Annotated in this window: 22 protein-coding genes; 10 read left to right on the forward strand and 12 right to left on the reverse strand. The window is 62.3% G+C overall.

All coding sequences use genetic code 11. From position 1 onward, the window contains the following. Positions 1-10 precede the first annotated feature (10 nt). Entirely contained in the window at positions 11-625 is a 615-nt protein-coding gene (locus JQ631_RS11875) for an Isoquinoline 1-oxidoreductase subunit (RefSeq protein WP_249160263.1), read from the forward strand. A 252-nt stretch (positions 626-877) separates the two neighbouring features. Beyond that, positions 878-1,054, forward strand: a complete 177-nt coding sequence (locus JQ631_RS11880) for a hypothetical protein (RefSeq protein ID WP_212326386.1) — start codon at positions 878-880, stop codon at positions 1,052-1,054. 93 nt (positions 1,055-1,147) lie between these two features. Here the strand turns inward: JQ631_RS11880 and JQ631_RS11885 are convergent, their stop codons facing one another. From JQ631_RS11885 to JQ631_RS11895, 3 genes are all read right to left on the reverse strand, one after another. Further along, positions 1,148-1,423, reverse strand: a complete 276-nt coding sequence (locus JQ631_RS11885) for a hypothetical protein (RefSeq protein WP_212326387.1) — start codon at positions 1,421-1,423, stop codon at positions 1,148-1,150. A 163-nt stretch (positions 1,424-1,586) separates the two neighbouring features. Then, a complete protein-coding gene (locus JQ631_RS11890) occupies positions 1,587-2,996 on the reverse strand; it encodes a GSCFA domain-containing protein (RefSeq protein WP_249160264.1) in 1,410 nt (469 codons plus the stop codon). 200 nt (positions 2,997-3,196) lie between these two features. Next, on the reverse strand, positions 3,197-4,768 hold the full coding sequence (locus tag JQ631_RS11895) for a winged helix-turn-helix domain-containing tetratricopeptide repeat protein (protein WP_212326390.1): 1,572 nt from the start codon (positions 4,766-4,768) through the stop codon (positions 3,197-3,199). A 159-nt stretch (positions 4,769-4,927) separates the two neighbouring features. On the opposite strand from JQ631_RS11895, the gene JQ631_RS11900 reads away from it, so the two are divergent. Both JQ631_RS11900 and JQ631_RS11905 read left to right on the forward strand, forming a co-directional pair. Further along, positions 4,928-5,539 (forward strand): VOC family protein, encoded by a 612-nt coding sequence (locus JQ631_RS11900; RefSeq protein WP_212326392.1) that lies wholly within the window; start codon positions 4,928-4,930, stop codon positions 5,537-5,539. Between the two features lie 125 nt (positions 5,540-5,664). Further along, positions 5,665-6,633, forward strand: a complete 969-nt coding sequence (locus JQ631_RS11905; RefSeq protein WP_249160265.1) for an alpha/beta fold hydrolase — start codon at positions 5,665-5,667, stop codon at positions 6,631-6,633. Between the two features lie 9 nt (positions 6,634-6,642). Here the strand turns inward: JQ631_RS11905 and JQ631_RS11910 are convergent, their stop codons facing one another. Both JQ631_RS11910 and JQ631_RS11915 read right to left on the reverse strand, forming a co-directional pair. After that, positions 6,643-7,347, reverse strand: a complete 705-nt coding sequence (locus JQ631_RS11910; RefSeq protein ID WP_212326394.1) for a GrlR family regulatory protein — start codon at positions 7,345-7,347, stop codon at positions 6,643-6,645. 264 nt (positions 7,348-7,611) lie between these two features. Then, complete coding sequence (locus JQ631_RS11915; protein WP_084292415.1) at positions 7,612-7,761, reverse strand: hypothetical protein; 150 nt, start codon at positions 7,759-7,761, stop codon at positions 7,612-7,614. A gap of 90 nt (positions 7,762-7,851) precedes the next feature. Here JQ631_RS11915 and JQ631_RS11920 point away from each other — a divergent pair, with 90 nt between their 5' ends. Next, positions 7,852-8,310: a hypothetical protein gene (locus tag JQ631_RS11920; protein WP_212326396.1), complete on the forward strand. Its 459-nt coding sequence runs from the start codon at positions 7,852-7,854 to the stop codon at positions 8,308-8,310. 1 nt (position 8,311) lies between these two features. Here JQ631_RS11920 and JQ631_RS11925 read toward each other — a convergent pair whose 3' ends face one another. From JQ631_RS11925 to JQ631_RS11935, 3 genes are all read right to left on the reverse strand, one after another. Next, the gene (locus JQ631_RS11925) at positions 8,312-8,995 is read right to left on the reverse strand and encodes a substrate-binding domain-containing protein (RefSeq protein WP_212326397.1); all 684 of its coding nucleotides are present in this window, start codon (positions 8,993-8,995) and stop codon (positions 8,312-8,314) included. A gap of 19 nt (positions 8,996-9,014) precedes the next feature. Then, complete coding sequence (locus tag JQ631_RS11930; RefSeq protein WP_212326398.1) at positions 9,015-9,716, reverse strand: GrlR family regulatory protein; 702 nt, start codon at positions 9,714-9,716, stop codon at positions 9,015-9,017. 188 nt (positions 9,717-9,904) lie between these two features. Beyond that, positions 9,905-10,939 carry a glutamine synthetase beta-grasp domain-containing protein gene (locus JQ631_RS11935; RefSeq protein WP_212326399.1) on the reverse strand — a complete coding sequence of 345 codons (1,035 nt, stop codon included), beginning with the start codon at positions 10,937-10,939 and terminating at the stop codon, positions 9,905-9,907. 536 nt (positions 10,940-11,475) lie between these two features. Here JQ631_RS11935 and JQ631_RS11940 point away from each other — a divergent pair. After that, entirely contained in the window at positions 11,476-11,679 is a 204-nt protein-coding gene (locus JQ631_RS11940) for a DUF2735 domain-containing protein (RefSeq protein WP_212326400.1), read from the forward strand. Between the two features lie 113 nt (positions 11,680-11,792). Here JQ631_RS11940 and JQ631_RS11945 read toward each other — a convergent pair whose 3' ends face one another. After that, entirely contained in the window at positions 11,793-12,104 is a 312-nt protein-coding gene (locus tag JQ631_RS11945) for an MliC family protein (protein WP_212326401.1), read from the reverse strand. 71 nt (positions 12,105-12,175) lie between these two features. Here JQ631_RS11945 and JQ631_RS11950 point away from each other — a divergent pair, with 71 nt between their 5' ends. Beyond that, entirely contained in the window at positions 12,176-12,934 is a 759-nt protein-coding gene (locus tag JQ631_RS11950) for a tyrosine-protein phosphatase (protein ID WP_212326402.1), read from the forward strand. Positions 12,935-12,955: 21 nt separating this feature from the next. Further along, the gene (locus JQ631_RS11955) at positions 12,956-13,636 is read left to right on the forward strand and encodes an SDR family oxidoreductase (protein WP_212328580.1); all 681 of its coding nucleotides are present in this window, start codon (positions 12,956-12,958) and stop codon (positions 13,634-13,636) included. On the opposite strand, the gene JQ631_RS11960 is transcribed toward JQ631_RS11955, so the two are convergent. Then, on the reverse strand, positions 13,637-13,984 hold the full coding sequence (locus tag JQ631_RS11960; RefSeq protein ID WP_212326403.1) for a GrlR family regulatory protein: 348 nt from the start codon (positions 13,982-13,984) through the stop codon (positions 13,637-13,639). It abuts the gene before it with no gap. Positions 13,985-14,113: 129 nt separating this feature from the next. Here JQ631_RS11960 and JQ631_RS11965 point away from each other — a divergent pair, with 129 nt between their 5' ends. Continuing rightward, positions 14,114-14,800 (forward strand): DUF2161 domain-containing phosphodiesterase, encoded by a 687-nt coding sequence (locus JQ631_RS11965; RefSeq protein WP_212326404.1) that lies wholly within the window; start codon positions 14,114-14,116, stop codon positions 14,798-14,800. Positions 14,801-14,895: 95 nt separating this feature from the next. Continuing rightward, the gene (locus JQ631_RS11970; RefSeq protein ID WP_212326405.1) at positions 14,896-15,201 is read left to right on the forward strand and encodes a hypothetical protein; all 306 of its coding nucleotides are present in this window, start codon (positions 14,896-14,898) and stop codon (positions 15,199-15,201) included. A gap of 78 nt (positions 15,202-15,279) precedes the next feature. Here the strand turns inward: JQ631_RS11970 and JQ631_RS11975 are convergent, their stop codons facing one another. Then, positions 15,280-15,885, reverse strand: coding sequence for a GNAT family N-acetyltransferase (locus JQ631_RS11975; RefSeq protein ID WP_212326406.1), 606 nt, complete (start codon positions 15,883-15,885; stop codon positions 15,280-15,282). Positions 15,886-16,037: 152 nt separating this feature from the next. Then, entirely contained in the window at positions 16,038-16,436 is a 399-nt protein-coding gene (locus JQ631_RS11980) for a PaaI family thioesterase (RefSeq protein ID WP_212326407.1), read from the reverse strand. Positions 16,437-16,525: the final 89 nt, after the last annotated feature.

Consider the following 16,525-nt stretch of genomic DNA (forward strand, 5'->3'; position numbering starts at 1 on the left):
TGCGCCAGCGATGATGACCGCGCGCGTCAGGATCATGGTTGCGGTGGCGGCGCTGACGAGCAGCCTCTGCGCTGGCTACGCGGCGTCGGACACGACGAGCCACGGCCTCGCCTCGCCCGAAAGTTTTGCCGGCATCGCCGACACCGAGAAGCGCTCGGCCGCGATCTTCACCGAGCTCGGCAAGGTGCTGACGCATCCGCGCTGCACCAACTGCCATCCGGCCGGCGACAGCCCGCGCCAGGGCGACAATCCGCACCTGCATCAGCCGCCGGTGACGCGCGGTGCCGACGGCCACGGCTCGCCGTCGATGCGTTGCAACACCTGTCACCAGAAGGCGAATTTCGAGCCCGGCCGCATTCCCGGTCATCCCGAATGGCACCTCGCCCCGCGCGAGATGGCCTGGGAGGGCAAGACCATCGGCGAAATCTGCGAGCAGATCAGGGATCCCGCGCGCAACGGCGGCCGCAAGGTCGAAGATCTGATCGACCACATCGGCAAGGACACGCTGGTCGGCTGGGCCTGGAAGCCTGGCTTCGGCCGTTCACCCGCACCGGGCACGCAAGCGCAGGCCGGCGCATTGGTGGAAGCCTGGGTGAAGACGGGAGCAGCCTGCCCTGCGCCCTGAAGACGCGGTGGAGAGCGCTCATAAACGTCGGCTTCCGTGGTTAGACCGGCAGTCGCGACGTCTGATGGTCATCGGCAGCTTATGATCCTCAACGGCCCGGCCGGGCGTTCGCAATTTTTCGCAGCGGCCTGTTTCGAATTTCGAGAGTGTTGCAGTGACCAGCATCACGGTGCCGGCCAACCTCCCCGGCACACACTGCGGCCACTCGTGGTCTGGGATGAACCATTCCAAACCTCAATTGGAGAAACTGACATGGACAAGCAACAGCAATGCGAAGTCAGCGAGACTGAATTGACGACTGGCGAACTGGAGAGCGTGACCGGCGGGATGAGGAACAATGAAACCCAGGCATGGCAAGCGTTCATGAAGGGGTTTGACAAGGGATGGAAGGAAGCCGGCGGAAGTATCCTGACGATTACTGTGGATTAAAACGAAAGAGGCCGCCTCAGTCGGCGGCCTCTTTCCTTCACATCAACGCTGACTGACCTGCAGGACCACAAGCTCCTGGTTGAGCGTTCTCAACTAATAAGGGCTGAGCACACTCTCGAGAAATCGCTCCTTCTCGCCGGGCGCGTAGCCCTGCGAAGCCCCATAATATGGTTCGCCGTAGCCTTGGTAATATGGTGCGGACCGGTAGTAATGACGCGGCGCATAGGCATAGCCCAAGGCTCGGCCTGATGGGTACATGTGATGATGGGAACGAAGCACCGTGTGCCGGTGGTGCCCATGATGCGCAGTTGCCGCGTTCGCGACCCCGCACAGGCCGATCAGAATGCTCAAGGCCAGAATCGAACGCATTGCCTTATCCTCCAGGGAATTCGTCTCGACTATCAATTATTGCCACAAAGCAGCGTTCCAAAGAAATCACGGCTTCTTGCTCCCATGTTGGCTGACCCTGGGTGGCGGCCTCTTTGTTGGTTCGCGACCGTAGCCTGCAATTGTCCCTGCGACGTCCCCGCCATCACGTCGGAGAAAACATCTCGACGAACGCCCTGATGGTGCTCGACACCTTGTCCTCGGACACGTGCCAGGCCGCGCCATCGTCTGCCGCGTAGAAATCGCCGGCATTCGAGCCGGCCCATCGGAAGATTTCGAACGACGGCCAGTAGAAGATGTCGGGGATATCGGAGTTGTTGACCACCTCGTGGGCGGTCAAGCGCATGGTGCTCTTCGACAGGCAGTCGGCCTGCACCGCTGACTCGAACTCGAAGGAAGCCTGCAACGGCACCGGCGAGACCGTCACGACGATCTTGATCTCCGGCGCGACGCTCCTGATGAAGTCGAGCAGGTAGAGGACGTTGTCGACGTTCTCTTTGACGCTCGTGGTCCGGTACAGATATTTCTCGGCAAGAGCCCGCGAGTTCAGCGCGGTCGGCCGCGGCAGGACGAAGCTGCCGGTGTCCCTGTCGAAGAAGGCCGGGGCGACACCGAGGGTCAGGATGAACACGTCGCTGCTCCTGATGGCCTGGAGCGTATTGTCCTTGCTCCAGCCTGGAGGCAGCAATTCGACAAGCCTGCCCTTGATGGCCTCATCGATATCAGCGTCGCGAAGCCAGTCGACGAACACCCTGTTGGCGAACGTCGTGTTGATATACTCCGAGATTTCCATGTGATGGCTGGTGTAGCCGTTCTCGATCAGGTTCTTGGACAGATTCCTGGCGAAGCACGACCCCATCGTGAAGAAGCGCGTGCTCTTTTCGATGAACTTCGGCGCGCTGTTGAGATTGACGGCGATGTGGTTGCGGATCAGCTTGCGAAGATCTCCGGTGAAATCGTGCGTCTCCGGATAGCGGCCGACCCTCTTGCTGTCTTTCGCCGCGCCGGAAGCCGCCTTGTTCAGCTGCGACCTGGCGAATTTCAGCGTCTCCCTGTTCGTCTCGGTGTCGAAACTGTTGGGATCAAGCCGTATCGCCCTTTCAAGACTGGCAACCGACTCCTCGAAGGCGTTGCACCGCGTCAGCACCTCGCTGAGATGGAAATGATCATCGGCACGATTTGACGCGCGGGCGAGCTTGCGAAGCAGATCAATGGCCCGGTCATTCGGCCCGATATTGCTGCACCTCAGCGCCGCGCCTCTGACCAGGTTCAGATTGTCCTCGGTCGGGTTGTTGAGGATCTCGGGGTGGTCATCCAGGATCGACAACAGCAGATCGCGCGCTTCGGCGTGCTTCTTGTGGGTGCCGTCCTCGATCAGATGAGCGTAGATGAAGCGCGCATTGACATCCTTGCTGTCGAGCTGAAGCAGCTTCCTGAACGTCAGCTGCGCGCTGATGTAGTCCTTGTCCTCGATGTATTTGTTGCCGAGGTCCCGGAGCTGGCCGGTCAATACCTCGAACTTGCTGGGAGCGGCGGGCTTTGCGTTCTTGCTCAAATTGCACCCTTGGTTGCCGATGGCATGCATGCTGGGGCCACAGACGCAGGTACAAGCGGAACGAGGTCGGTCGAAGGGCCCGCTGATCGGCGGCCAGCAGGCGACGATTCGCGTTAAGAGAGCGTTAACCAAACCTTCGCGGTCCGCCCGGCCACGCTCGCACGGAATTAAAGGAACCGGCGGCAGTCGTGACCGTGCGTTCAACGGTCTGGCAAGCCGGCCTTTCGGATGCCGTCGAAAAGCCGCTCTGAATCTTCAGCTCTCTTGTAGGCGGCGGTAACCTTCCATCGCTCTATCGTGAAGCCAGGCTCGATCCGACGCACTTCGTCAGCGGCTGCGCGAGCGTCATCGAGCCGGCCCAGCTGGGCATAGGCGGCCGCGAGCCAAAGCGGCGTAATCCGCAAATTGGGCATTAGCCGTGCGCTCTCGCGCAGCGGCACGACGGCCTCCTCGTAACGGCCCAGCATGTAATGGGCATTGCCCGAATAAGCGAGCCGGGTTGCGTTCCGAAACGGTTCGAGACGCATGCTGGCCTGCATCACGTCGATGGCCCGGGCCGGCTGACCAGCAAACACCAGGGAAAGCCCAAAGCTGTGATCTGAGTAATTCGGGTTCAGCGCGAAGGCCTGCTCAAACTCGGCAATGGCCTCTTCGTGCCGGCGCTTGAACATCAGGAATGACCCAAGAAGGGTGCGTGCCTGGGGCAACGTCGAATCAAGTCGGACGGCGGTCCTGGCCAATTCACCGGCTCGCTCCAGCTCGGCCGGGTCCAGATAGCTTTCATCGCGCGGCTCGACATAGGTGTATGTATGGGTCCGGGCCAGGATCACATGGGCCCGAGCATAATCTGGATCGATGGATACCGATCGTTCGAGACACCTGCGCGCCTCGTAGAACGACGCGAGTGGATACTGAGAGAATCCGGTCGCAAAGGCGTGGTAGCCGCGCAGGTAGTAGTCATAGGCTTCCCAGGTCGCCGGCGGCTTTGACAGGATGCGCTCCACTTCCGCCTCGATCACGCGCACCTGAAGGATGGTGACGATGGTTCGCACCACCTCGTCCTGAACATCGAAGGCATCCCGGAGTTCGCGGTCGTATCGCTCTGCCCAGCGGTGTACGCCGGTGACGGCATCGACGAGTTGAGCGGTGATACGAATGCGTTTTTCGTCGTGGCGGACGCTGCCTTCGAGAACGTAGCGCACGCCCAGCTCGCGTCCGACCTGCCGCACATCGACCGACTTGCTCTTGTACTGAAAGGCCGAGCTTCGGGCGATCACGGCAAGATCGGAGAATCTGGAAAGCTCGGTGATGATGTCCCCTGTGATTCCATCGCTGAGATAGTTCAGCTGTGGGTCATCGTTGAGATTCACAAACGGCAGCACTGCGATCGACGGCTTCTCTGCATGGCCAGCAGCGATTGCGGCATCGGATGAGACGGCAGGCGCCGGGCGCTGACGTTCTCCCTCGGGCCCAGGCTTCGAGACTGGCGCGGCAAAACGATAGCCGCGGCGAGGCATGGTCTTGATAGTGGTCTGCGCGCGATCGTTGATCGCCTCGCGGACTTCGCTGATACACTGCGTCAGTGCTTCATCGGAGACAATCACGTCGTGCCAGACAGCTTTGAAAAGCTCATCCTTGGTGACCAGCCGGCCCGCATTCTCGACCAGGCAACGCAATACCTCGAAGCTCTTCGGCCGCAGCTCGATCTCGCGATCCTCGATGCGCAGGCATCCGCGAGCGACGTCAAGCACATAGCCGTTGAACTGGAACATGGGGCGCGCCCCGATGGCTACGACAATTCAGGAAAGTCAGAGGTAATTTGAGGAAAGCGAGATGGTTCTCTCAGGACCAGGCACCCGATCTTACGACAAATTGCGCCCCGTTCCAATTTGTGAAGCAAGCCGGAATGGCGGGACAGAAGGGATACGAAGATGGTTGCAGCTCATGACGTTGCGAAGCCAGGCGCAAAGGGCGAGTCGAAGGCACGCGGACCAATCGCACCAATTGGCGTAAACCACGTTGTCCTCAACGTCCGCGACATGGAAGAGAGTCACCGATTCTGGACCGAGGTCGCCGGCCTGCATCTGGTCGGCAAATTCCGGCAACTGCCGGATCGAAAGATGTGGTTCTACAGCGGCATCGGCCCCGACGGTCTGCATCACCACGACCTTGCGCTCGTGGAGAACCCGAACCTGCCGCCGCCCCCCGCTCAATGGGGGATGTGGGATATGCCCATGGCGATCAATCACGTTGCGATTGCCTATCCCAGCCGCGCAGACTGGTTGAGCCAGCTCGCCTATCTCCAGGAGAAGGGCATCAAGTTCGATCGGCGCATCGACCATGGTATGACCCACAGCCTCTATCTGCACGATCCGAACGGTTATGGCGTGGAGCTGGTCTACGAACTGCCGCGCGAGGTCTGGGAGGGCGATATCGACGCCGCGCTGAACTTTGCTGAATTGCGGCCGCACGAAGGACCTGAAGCTCTGATCGATCGGACGGACATCCCAACGTTTGGCGAACGGTCGAGACCTCCACAATGAATGCAGGCCGTGTGCAGGAAGGCTATGCTCCGTGCCCGAGCACCTTCGAACTCGGACGACAATAGGAACAATGCAAGCGCTGGAGACATGGCATTGAGTGCGGGCCAACTCGAAGGACACAGCTCTTGCCAGTCGACCACCAGCCGCCGCGGATCGCCCGCGCAGACGGCATTAACATCTGTTACGAAATTTTTGGCGAGTTCACTGCCGAGCCATTGCTGCTGATCATGGGTTTGGGCTGTCAAATGGTACTCTGGGACGACGCCTTCTGCGTCCAGATTGCGTCGCGCGGATTTTGCGTCATTCGTTTCGACAACCGCGACATTGGCCACTCTTCCAAGTGCACCAGGGGCAAGCCCCTGACGCAACTCGAATTGCTGAGAATGCGGTTCCTGAAGATCCCGGTGGAAGCGCCATACAAGCTGCGCGACATGGCCGAGGATACAATTGGGCTGATGGACGTCCTCGGTATCAGGTCGGCGCATATCGTCGGCGCCTCCATGGGCGGAATGATCGCGCAGGAAATGGCGATCGGCTTCCCCAAGCGGGTCCGCTCGTTGATCTCGATCATGTCGACCACGGGTAATCCAAACTTGCCGGAACCGTCGCGCCAAGCCGTTTCGATCCTATCTGAGCCGCTACCGAGAAGCCGTGAGGGCTACGTGGCTCGCTTCGAACGAAATTCGAAGGTGCTTCGAGCCGGCCGGTTTCCAAAGGACGAAGCGCTCGATCGCCGTCGCGCCGAACGCGTCTTTGATCGCGGACTGAGCCGGGCGGGCGTCGCGAGGCAGATGCGGGCTGTCCTCGCATCGGGAAGCCGCAAGGAACGGCTGCGTTACGTCAGGGCGCCTACGCTCGTCATACACGGCACCGCCGATCCGCTTGTTCATCCGAACGCCGGCAGAGACACGGCCGCTTCTATTCCAGGCGCTCAGTTGATGCTTGTTCCGGGCATGGGCCACGCGATGCCCGTGCTCCTATGGCCCGAAATCATCGACGCCATCGACGAGCACGCTCACCTGGCAAATGCGAAGGCGGGGCGAATTGGACGGCGCGCCCGTATCCAACGCCAGGCGGACACGACAAACCGGTGACCAGACGCCCTACGCCCGTCGCATCAGCTTGAGCGAGGCCGCCAGCCGCAGGCTGCGCTTGCCGGCGAGCGCGATGCCTTCGAGCTCGCCGCTGTCTTCAGTGCAGGTCCCGGAAAAGCCGATCCCGACCTCGTAGCCGCCGAACACGGGATTGTCGCCCTTCGCCGGCGTGTGTTCCTGGTTGAGCATCTCGCCCTTCCAGCGGCCGTCCATCGAGGAATAGGAGCCGAGATAGTAGAAGAACGCGTCGCCGCCGAGGATGCGGCCGTCGCGCAGCAGCATCACACCGGAGAGGGTGGCATCGACGCCGTCGAGTGCGCGCAGCTGCATCGCATAGAGCCCGTTGGCGATGCTGCCCTGGCCGATCGCGCCGCGCGGCGACAACGCCTCGTCGTCGAGCGGCGCAAGATTGGCCCAGAACACGCCGTTCGGCATCGCATCCGCCTTGCCCTCCAGCAGGATCGTCGACCCCTCCGTCCGCCCGCGCACCTTGATCGCGGTGACGTCGGCGCCCATCAACGGCTTGAAGTTGGGATCGTCATTATGGCGTTCGGTGATGACCTCGGCTTCGATCACGCCGTCCTTGACATCGTAGCTGCCGAGATGCGCGAAGGCGGAATTGCCGCCCAGCATCTTGCCGTCATGCAGGCACATGATGCTGCGACCGAAGGCGCCGTTGATGCCGTATTCAACCTTGTAGAGTCCGTCGAGCAATGTCCTGAACCCGCAAAATCTAAAAGAATCGCGGGCTACCTAGCACTGTCGCCGTGCCGATGCCATCCGGCTTATCCGCGCAGGGGCGGATTGTGCAACGGTGCCAGCATGCACCTGTGTTGCCCGACGGGTCAAGCAAATTTCGTAAAATCCGCATAACCACATGTCTTTCGCCATTCGACCGCTTCGTCCGCGACTGGGCTACTGTGCATGGGGTTGTTTTCGACTTTTTGACGCGCCCTCCCGGAGGCGATCGTCACACCGTCAGTGCCGCTTGAAATATTGCACGTCGCGCTCGTGCTTCTCGGCCGCGGCGCGGCTCTTGAATGTGCCGAGGTTGCGGCGCTTGCCGGTCTTGGGATTCACCTTGCGCGAATAGAGCCGATATTCGCCGGACGCGAGCTTTCGGATCATGGTTGCGTCTCCTGATGTCGCGATGTCAACGGCCCCTGCCCGGGCAAGTTCCTGTTCGAACCCGCAGGTGCCTGGATGCGACCAAGCGACATGGACCAGATCGAACCTTCAGCCGACGAGCAGATCGCAACCTACATCGCCAGTGCGGCGAAGCAGCCGCTGCTCGATGCAGCGTTCGAACTCTGGCGCTGGCGCTACCGGCTGGACTCGATCGAGGGCCGCCCGACCGCGGAACAGGTGCGCATCAACCGCACGCTGACGCCGGAGCAGATCGGTGCGAAATATCGCCACGACCGCGACCACGCCCACGAAGGGCCGATGTTCGGCTATCTCAAGCGCGCCCATCCGCAGGCGAACGACGATGCGATCAGGCAGGCCATCATCACGTCAGTCAAGTTCGAGGGCACTGCCGAGGCGTGCTTCAAGTGGGATGGCGATTTCTGGCAATGCATCGTGCGCGCCGTGGCGCAGGCCGCCGCGCAATACCCCGGTTTTCTCGAGACGACCTATCGCGACGCCCGCAACAATCTCGCCTACTACATGAAGTGAGCTAAGGCTCGAGCCCGGATTGCCGCAGCACAGGCACGACCTCCGGCAATGCCAGATAGCTCAGCAGCTTGTCGGCAGCCTCGGCCTGTTGTGCGTCCACCATGCGGCCGGCGGAGAATACGGCAGGCGTTTGCAATTCATGCGGGACCGGGCCGATCACCTCGATGCCCCTGACCTGCTTCAGCTCGCTGATCTGCTGCACAGCGAGGTCGGCCTCGCCGCCGATGAGCCGTTCCGCGGTAAAGCCCTGCTCGACGATGGTGGCCCTGGCATTGATCTCGGCCGCGATGCCCATGCGCACGATCAGCTGGGCGAAGTAGACGCCGCTCGCACCCAGCCGCGAATAGGCGACGGACCGCGCCGCCAGCAGCGCCTGGCGCAACGCGGCTTCGCTGGCGATGTCAGGATGCGCCGCGCCTTCCCGCACGGCGAGCCCGACATACGAGCGCGCGAGGTCCGCCGCGCTGTCTGCGACCACGCGGCCCTCGCCGATCATCTCGTCGAGCCCTTCGCGCGTGAGGATCACGAGATCGGCGGCCTCGCCGCCGCGCAAGCGCTTGAGCAACGCGAGCGTCGGCGCGAAGTCGGCATCGACATGAATGCCGCTGGCCGCTTCGAAGGCCGAGGACAGGCTGCGCATCGCGCCCATCAGGCCGAGCGTCGAGAGCATGCGAACTTTTTCCATAGGCGGTTTCCTGGAGTGATTAGGCGCGATGCATCAGCTTGAGCGCCGCGGTCAGGCGCAGGCTGCGCTTGCCGGCCAGTGCAGTGGCTTCCAGCACCGCGCCCTCGCCGTCATATTTGCCGGAGAATCCGATGCCGACCTCGTGGCCGCCAAAGATCGGATCGTCCTTGGCGGAGGTGTGCTCCTGGTTGAGGATCTGCCCTTTCCAGCGGCCATTCGCAGCGGTGTAGCTGCCGAGATAGTAGAACGAGGCATCGCCACCGAGGATGCGGCCCTTGTTGAGCAACATCACGCCGGTGAGCCCGCCATCGACGCCGTCGAGCATGCGCAGGTGAACCGAGTAAAGACCGTCGGTGATGCCGCCCTCGCCGACGCCACCGGCGATCGGCACCTCGTCATCGGTGATCGGTGTCATCAGCGACTGGAAGGGCACGCCGGGCAGTTCCTTGAGCTCGCCCTTGAAGCGGTAGAGAGCGCCGTCCGCAAAGCCCTTCGCGATCAGCGTCGCATCGTCGGTGCCGGCCATGGCGCGGTAGTTCAAATCGGGGTTGTGGCGGACGGTCTTGATGATCGTGTCGACCCCGTCCGCGCTCTTCTCGTAAGTTCCGATATGGGCGAATGCCGAATTGCCGCCGAGCATCTTGCCATTGCCGGCATGCATCACGCTCCGGCCGACCCCGTCGCCGAGCTGAAATCGCACCTTGTAGAAGCCCTCAAACACCAGCCGTGTCCCCGGCCCCGCGCATCCTGCTGGCACTGTATCCCGGTTTGGGCCGTGATGGACAGGCTCCAGGCCAGCTTAGCCGGCAGACCCACAACGGTCGTTGTCATCAGAACGCAAGAATCCGCCGGAGCCATTCGGCTCCGGCGGATTGAAAGCAGCCCGGGCGCCCCGGGACGGGAGGATCTTTAGGCCGCAGCCTTCTTGTCAGCAGGCACGGACGCGATCGTCTTCAGGATCTGCGAAGCGATCTGGTATGGGTCGCCCTGCGAGTTCGGACGGCGGTCTTCCAGATAGCCCTTGTAGCCGTTGTTGACGAAGGAGTGCGGAACGCGGATCGACGCGCCGCGATCAGCCACGCCGTAGCTGAACTTGTTCCACGGCGCGGTCTCGTGCTTGCCGGTGAGACGCTTGTCGTTGTCGGGGCCGTAGACGGCGATGTGGTCCATCAGGTTCTTGTCGAAGGCGGCCATCAGCGCCTCGAAGTACTCCTTGCCGCCGACAGTACGCATGTAGTCGGTGGAGAAGTTGGCGTGCATGCCGGAGCCGTTCCAGTCGGTGTCGCCGAGCGGCTTGCAGTGGAATTCGATGTCGATCCCGTACTTTTCAGTCAGGCGCAGCATCAAATAGCGGGCCATCCACATCTGGTCGGCAGCGGTCTTGGAGCCCTTGCCGAAGATCTGGAATTCCCATTGGCCCTTGGCGACTTCCGCGTTGATGCCTTCATGGTTGATGCCGGCCGCGAGGCAGAGGTCGAGATGCTCTTCGACGATCTTGCGGGCGACGTCGCCGACGTTCGAGTAGCCGACGCCGGTGTAGTAAGGGCCCTGCGGCGCCGGATAACCGGCGGTCGGGAAGCCGAGCGGACGGCCGTCCTTGTAGAAGAAGTATTCCTGCTCGAAGCCGAACCAGGCGCCGGCATCGTCAAGAACGGTGGCGCGCTTGTTTGAGGCGTGCGGGGTCTTGCCATCGGGCATCATCACTTCGCACATCACCAGCACGCCGTTGGTGCGGGCTGCGTCCGGGAAGACGGCGACTGGCTTCAGCACGCAATCGGAGCTGTGGCCTTCGGCCTGCTGGGTGGAGGAGCCATCGAAGCCCCAGAGCGGAAGCTGCTCGAGCGTCGGGAACGACGCGAATTCCTTGATCTGAGTTTTGCCGCGCAAGTTCGGAGTCGGCGTATATCCGTCGAGCCAGATGTACTCGAGCTTATACTTGGTCATTGAGCCTCTCTGTAGATGATGCGAAAGGTGGGGTTGAGAGCCCCCGCACGTTTGTACCCGGCCATCATCGGCCGGCCCTTTACAAGCATTTTGCGTGCCAAAAGGCCGCAGCGCGGGAGGTTATCCACCGCCGGTGGAACCGGCCTGCCGAGGGCAGAACGCCCTTAGCGAACTGCGTCATAGCCGCGCACCTTCGCGTGAAGCTGCACTGCAAAAATCCCGCAGAAAACGCCTGATTCTGGAGCAGGCGGGACTCCGCCAAAGGTTGCCGATCAAACGCGCATCAACGTCCGGCAATTTTCGCAAAGCCGCGCGGCCCTGCCCCGCAACCTTTGGAATGGCCCCGGCGTTGGTCACGAACACGGTGCCTTGGGGGATGCAGACAGCAGCCTGCCTACAAATTAGGCGACAACTGATTTCCTTTTCAGCACTTTCCAATCCGGGATGCGCGGCCGATATGTGGACTCCAGTAACCACATCAGAACGAGTCGGGCGCACCATGGAGGCCAAGGCGCCTCGACCAAGGAGCAATCGCAATGATGAACAATGGTCTGAGTCACGGATCTGCGAAGATCTACCAATTCCCTGTCGGGGGTCGCGCGGCTCTCGCAGGACGCCGCGATGGCGAGGCCCGCCTTCCTGCCGATCAGCCTTCGCTTCCCGCGAACACCTCGATCTGCTGCGATAGCTGGTATCACCAGGAGGCGGTCGACGAAGCAAAGCCCACATGGGAACGCTAGTGCCGGTGTCTGGTTTGAGACCGCCGCGCGCGATCAGCCGCTCAGCGGACGTTTAAAAGAGGGTCGAAACAGCGACGTTTCGACCCTTTTTGATTCCGGACCTGATGGCGTCGTCAAATGGCCTCGCAGGCCGTCACCGGCCGCTTTAGATGCTTGACCGTGGTGACCCCAGCCTTGTCCACCCGCAGCGTGATCCCCGCCCCCGAATAGCGCGCGCCCGAAACGGCCAATCGCTTGGCAAGCGTCACCGGCTCACCATCGATCTGGAGAAACGCGCGCTTGTCGTCGTCATAAAAGGCCATGATGAACTGCGTACCATCGGCGCAGCGATAGGACCGGAATGTCTGCGCGTCGGCCTGCCGCCCGCCGGAAATTCCAGCCGCCAGCATGACAATCCCCCAAAGAATGGCCTTGTGCCGGCCCATGATCGCCCCCTGTAATAGACATCAAGGACGCCCTCAGTGCGCCCGGTGGAACCATAACCCAAGCTGAGCCCATGCAAGACTCCTCCCTCAAGGACTCCCCCGCCCGTCACCTCGCCTTGCAAGGCGCCAGCAATTTTCGCGACCTCGGCGGCTATGCCACGCGTGACGGCCGCACCACGCGCTGGCGCCACATCTTCCGCTCCAACCATCTCGGCCAGCTCACCGCTGACGACATCGAGATCGTCCGCGCGCTCGGCGTCAGAAGCGCGTTCGACTTCCGCGGCGTCGAGGAGCGCACCGCCGGCGTCTGCGTCATCAACGAGATCACGGTGCATTCGCTGCCGATCGAGCCGACGGTGGTGGCGTCACTGCGCGCCGAACTCGCCAGGGGCGCGCTGACCGGGCCGGTCGCGCTCGAGCTCATGCGCGAGTCCTATCGCAACTATGTCCGCCACAACACGCCCAGCTTCCGCACGCTGTTCGGGCATTTGCTCGAGGACCGCGCCCCACTCGTGATCCATTGCACCGCCGGCAAGGACCGCACCGGTTTCGCCAGCGCCCTGATCCTGCATGCGCTCGGCGTGCCCGACGACGTCATCGCGGAGGACTATCTGCTGACCAATCGCCACTATAAGCGCGATGTGTCGAGCGTCTCCGATCTGCCTGCGGACGCCCTCGACGCGATCGGGTCGGTCAACGCCTCCTATCTCGACGCCGCCTTCGACGCCGTCATCAGCGACTATGGCGATGTCGAAACCTACTTGCGCGACGGCCTCAAGCTCGGCACAGCAGAGCGCGATGCGCTGAAGGCGCGCTATCTGCAGTCATAGGCGGGTGCCGGGAGATCGATGATGCAAGGCAAGGTTCTGATCGTGACCGGCGCGAGGGGCGCGCTTGGCAAGGTGGTCGCCGACGTCGCGCTGTCGCGCGGCGCGCGGGTCGCCGGCATCGATTACGCGCCCTCGCAAATACCGGCGACGGCCGAGCGCATCGAGATCGGCGGTGTCGACCTGTCCGACACAGCGCAGGCGAAGACGGCCGTTGAGGCTGCTGCGAAGCATTTCGGCAGGCTGGATGCCCTGGTCAACATTGCCGGCGGGTTTGCTTACGAGACCGTCGGCGGCGGCGACATCAAGACCTGGCAGCGCATGCACGCGCTGAACGTGCTGACCGCCCTCAACACCTCGCACGCGGCGCTGCCGCATCTTGCCGCGGCGAAGGCTGGTCGCATCGTCAATATCGGCGCCATGGGCGCGCTCCAGGCCGGCTCCGGCATGGGCCCCTATGCGGCATCGAAGGCAGGTGTGCATCGTCTGACCGAGGCTCTCGCCAACGAATGGAAGGGCAAGGTCACGGTGAACGCGGTGCTGCCGTCAACGATCGACACCAAGACCAATCGCGCCGACATGCCGAATGCAGACTTCACCAAATGGGTGACGCCCCAGGAGCTTGCCGAGGTGATCCTGTTCCTCGCAAGCGATGCCGCGAGCGGCGTCACCGGCGCGCTCATTCCGGTGAGCGGACGGGTGTGATCAATCCGGCACCAGCAGCCGCAGATTGCCCTTGAAACGAATGCTCTGCTTGCCTGCAAGCGCCATGCCTTCACCATAGGCGGTCTGGTCGCTGTAGGTTCCGCTGAAGCCGATGGTCACGACCTTGCGACCCCACACCGGCCGCTCGTCGAACGAGGGCGAATGTTCCTCGTTGGTCAGCTCGCCCTTCCATTTGCCGTCGGCGGAGATGTAGCTGCCATAAGCGAAGAAAAACGAATCCCCGCCGCGCATGGTGCCGTCGCGCAAAACCATGACGCCCTGATTGCCACCCTGGACGCCATCCAGCATCTCGATCCGGATGTGGTAAAGCCCGTTCCTGATCGTCATGTTCGCGATCGCCCTGTTCCCCGCGCGTGGATATAGCTGGCTTACCCGCGTCCGGGCAATTGCCGGTCAGTTCCTGAGTCCGATCCGGGCTAGACTGCCGGCAACTGATTCTCCGATCGGAAACCCGCCTTGGAAACTGCGCTCTATCTGCCCGTCAAACGCTTCCTCGAAGGTCTCGGCTTCGACGTGAAGGGCGAGATCCGCGGCTGCGATCTCGTGGGCCTGAGCGCGGGCGATCCGCCGGTGGTGGTGATCGGCGAACTCAAGCTCGCCTTCAATCTCGAGCTGATCCTGCAGGCGGTCGATCGCGCACCGGCAGGCGACGAGATCTGGATCGCGGCAAAAATGTCGGCGCGCGGCAAGGGCCGCGAGAGCGACGCGCGCTATCGCAATCTGTGTCGGCGTCTCGGCTTCGGTATGCTCGGGGTAACCGACAACGGCCAGGTCGAGGTGCTGGTGAAGCCGCCGACGGCGGCCCCACGCCGCGAGCCGAAGACGCGCTCGCGCCTCGTCGCCGAGCATCAGCGCCGCCAGGGTGATCCCGTGCTCGGCGGCAGCACCCGCGCGCCGATCATGACGGCCTACCGGCAGCAGGCGCTGGCCTGCGCATCAGAACTCGCCGCAGGCCCGCGGCCCGTGCGCGATTTGCGCGAACGTTGTCCCGATGCCGGCAAGATCTTGCTTAACAATGTGTATGGCTGGTTCGAGCGAACCGGCCGGGGAATCTATGGGCTAACCGCCGCAGGGCATGCGGCGTTGAAACGCTGGCCGCAGCAGCGGGTTGAAGCCGATGCCGGAGTTGCGTCACCGCCATGACACCCGACCGGTGCATAGCTGAGATGCCACACGGATTTCATATTGCAATGCAACATCTACGGCACTAGGTATCCCGGCATCAAAACGAGGCCGTTATGAGCGCAGACTGGAATACCAAATATGGCACGCGGCGCGTCCGCCACGACCCGCCGACCCTGGACGAGGCGATCTTCGCCGCTGTCGGCATCACCGACGACCAGGAGCAGCAGGCCGAGATCGCTGCCGCTCTGATGGGGATGCCTATCGACGTCGTTCAGGCCGAGGTCAAGAAACAGGCCCGCACCAACAGCCGCATCACTGCCACACGCGTGATCGCCGGCGAACAGGGCGCGCAGCGCTCTGTCGTCGTTGAACGCCGCGTCGTCCGCCGCTTCGGCAACGACAAGCGCACCGGCACCTGAGCGCTCATTTATTTTCTCTGCTTCAACAAAAAGCGGACCGGCCTCGCCGGTCCGCTTTTTGATTCAGGCCTTCTGATTTCAGGCTGCACGATTGCCGTACATGCTGGAAATCAGCTTCCAGCAGGTCGAATTGAAGTTGAGGAGCGCGCGGCCGGCCTTGAACGGCGCGGCTGCGAGATCGGCAAACTCGTCCTCTGGCGTCTTGGCCAGATCGATCGTGCCCGTGGATTCACCATGGCGGAATTGCAGATGCGCGCCGAACTTCTTGGCCAGCGCCCGCATGGCCTGGTTCTCTGCGCCGGTGGTGATGCGCAGGCTCTTGTAGCCCTTCCAGCGCGCTTCCGCGATCAGCCGGCTGAACAGCACGGTGCCGACGTTCTGGCGCCGGGCGGAGGCCTCCACGCTGAAGGCGACTTCAGGAAACGAATCGCCCTCCGGCGGATGCAGTTCGGCCGCTCCGCGGACCATGCCGTCGACGATATAGGCGACGATCACGGTGCCATCCTCGGCGCAGCGGGCCGCGTAACGCTCGATGAAGCTGTCGTCGAGAAAACCGTTGAAACGGTCATGCCGGCTTTGGGCATCGAGCCTGAGCAGGTGATCGCGCAACAGCGGCAATTCTTCCTGCTGGATCAAGGTCCGCACATAGCCTGGAGCGGTGCGGACGGCGTCTTCAAGTACCACGTCAAAACTCCTCTTGGTGTCCCTCGAGGAGGCGTTCGAATCCCTAGGTCCCCAATATTGTGCGTCGCAATAGAATTTTCAAGGCGAGAACCTGCCCAAGTTTGAGGCAACGGGAACGACGAATTCGTTAACAAAATCAAAGCTCCGTAGTCTTACAGGACCAGCTGCGTCTGGGTCACGACAGCAACCAGCTTGCCGTCCTCCGTCTCCAGCCGGGTGGTCCAGACCTGGGTCCGGCGGCCCCGATGGACCGGCGTGGCAATGGCAATCACCGTGGTTCCCTCCTTGGCCCCGCCGATGAAGTTGGTCTTGCTCTCCAGCGTTGTCGTACCCTTGGCGTCTTCCGGCAGGTTGATCACGGTCGCGGCCGCACCAACGGAATCGGCGAAGGCCATCACTGCGCCGCCATGGATCGTGTGATGCAGCGTGCAGAGATCGGGCCGGACGATCATCCGCGCCACCACGCGATCCTTCTCGGCTTCGACGAACTCGATGCCCTTGAGCTCGGCGAACGGCATCTTCATCGCTTTAAGCTTTTCGAGCGGCGTCATCGGATCTCCTCCCAATTCCTTGTTGTCTCAGCGTGAATGGCTTCGCTCGGCAAAGCAATGACGTCGGAGGTAATGGCTGCCGTGACATC

It is taken from the genome of Bradyrhizobium manausense, from assembly GCF_018131105.1.
In the GTDB taxonomy this organism is placed as follows: Bacteria; Pseudomonadota; Alphaproteobacteria; order Rhizobiales; family Xanthobacteraceae; genus Bradyrhizobium; species Bradyrhizobium manausense_B.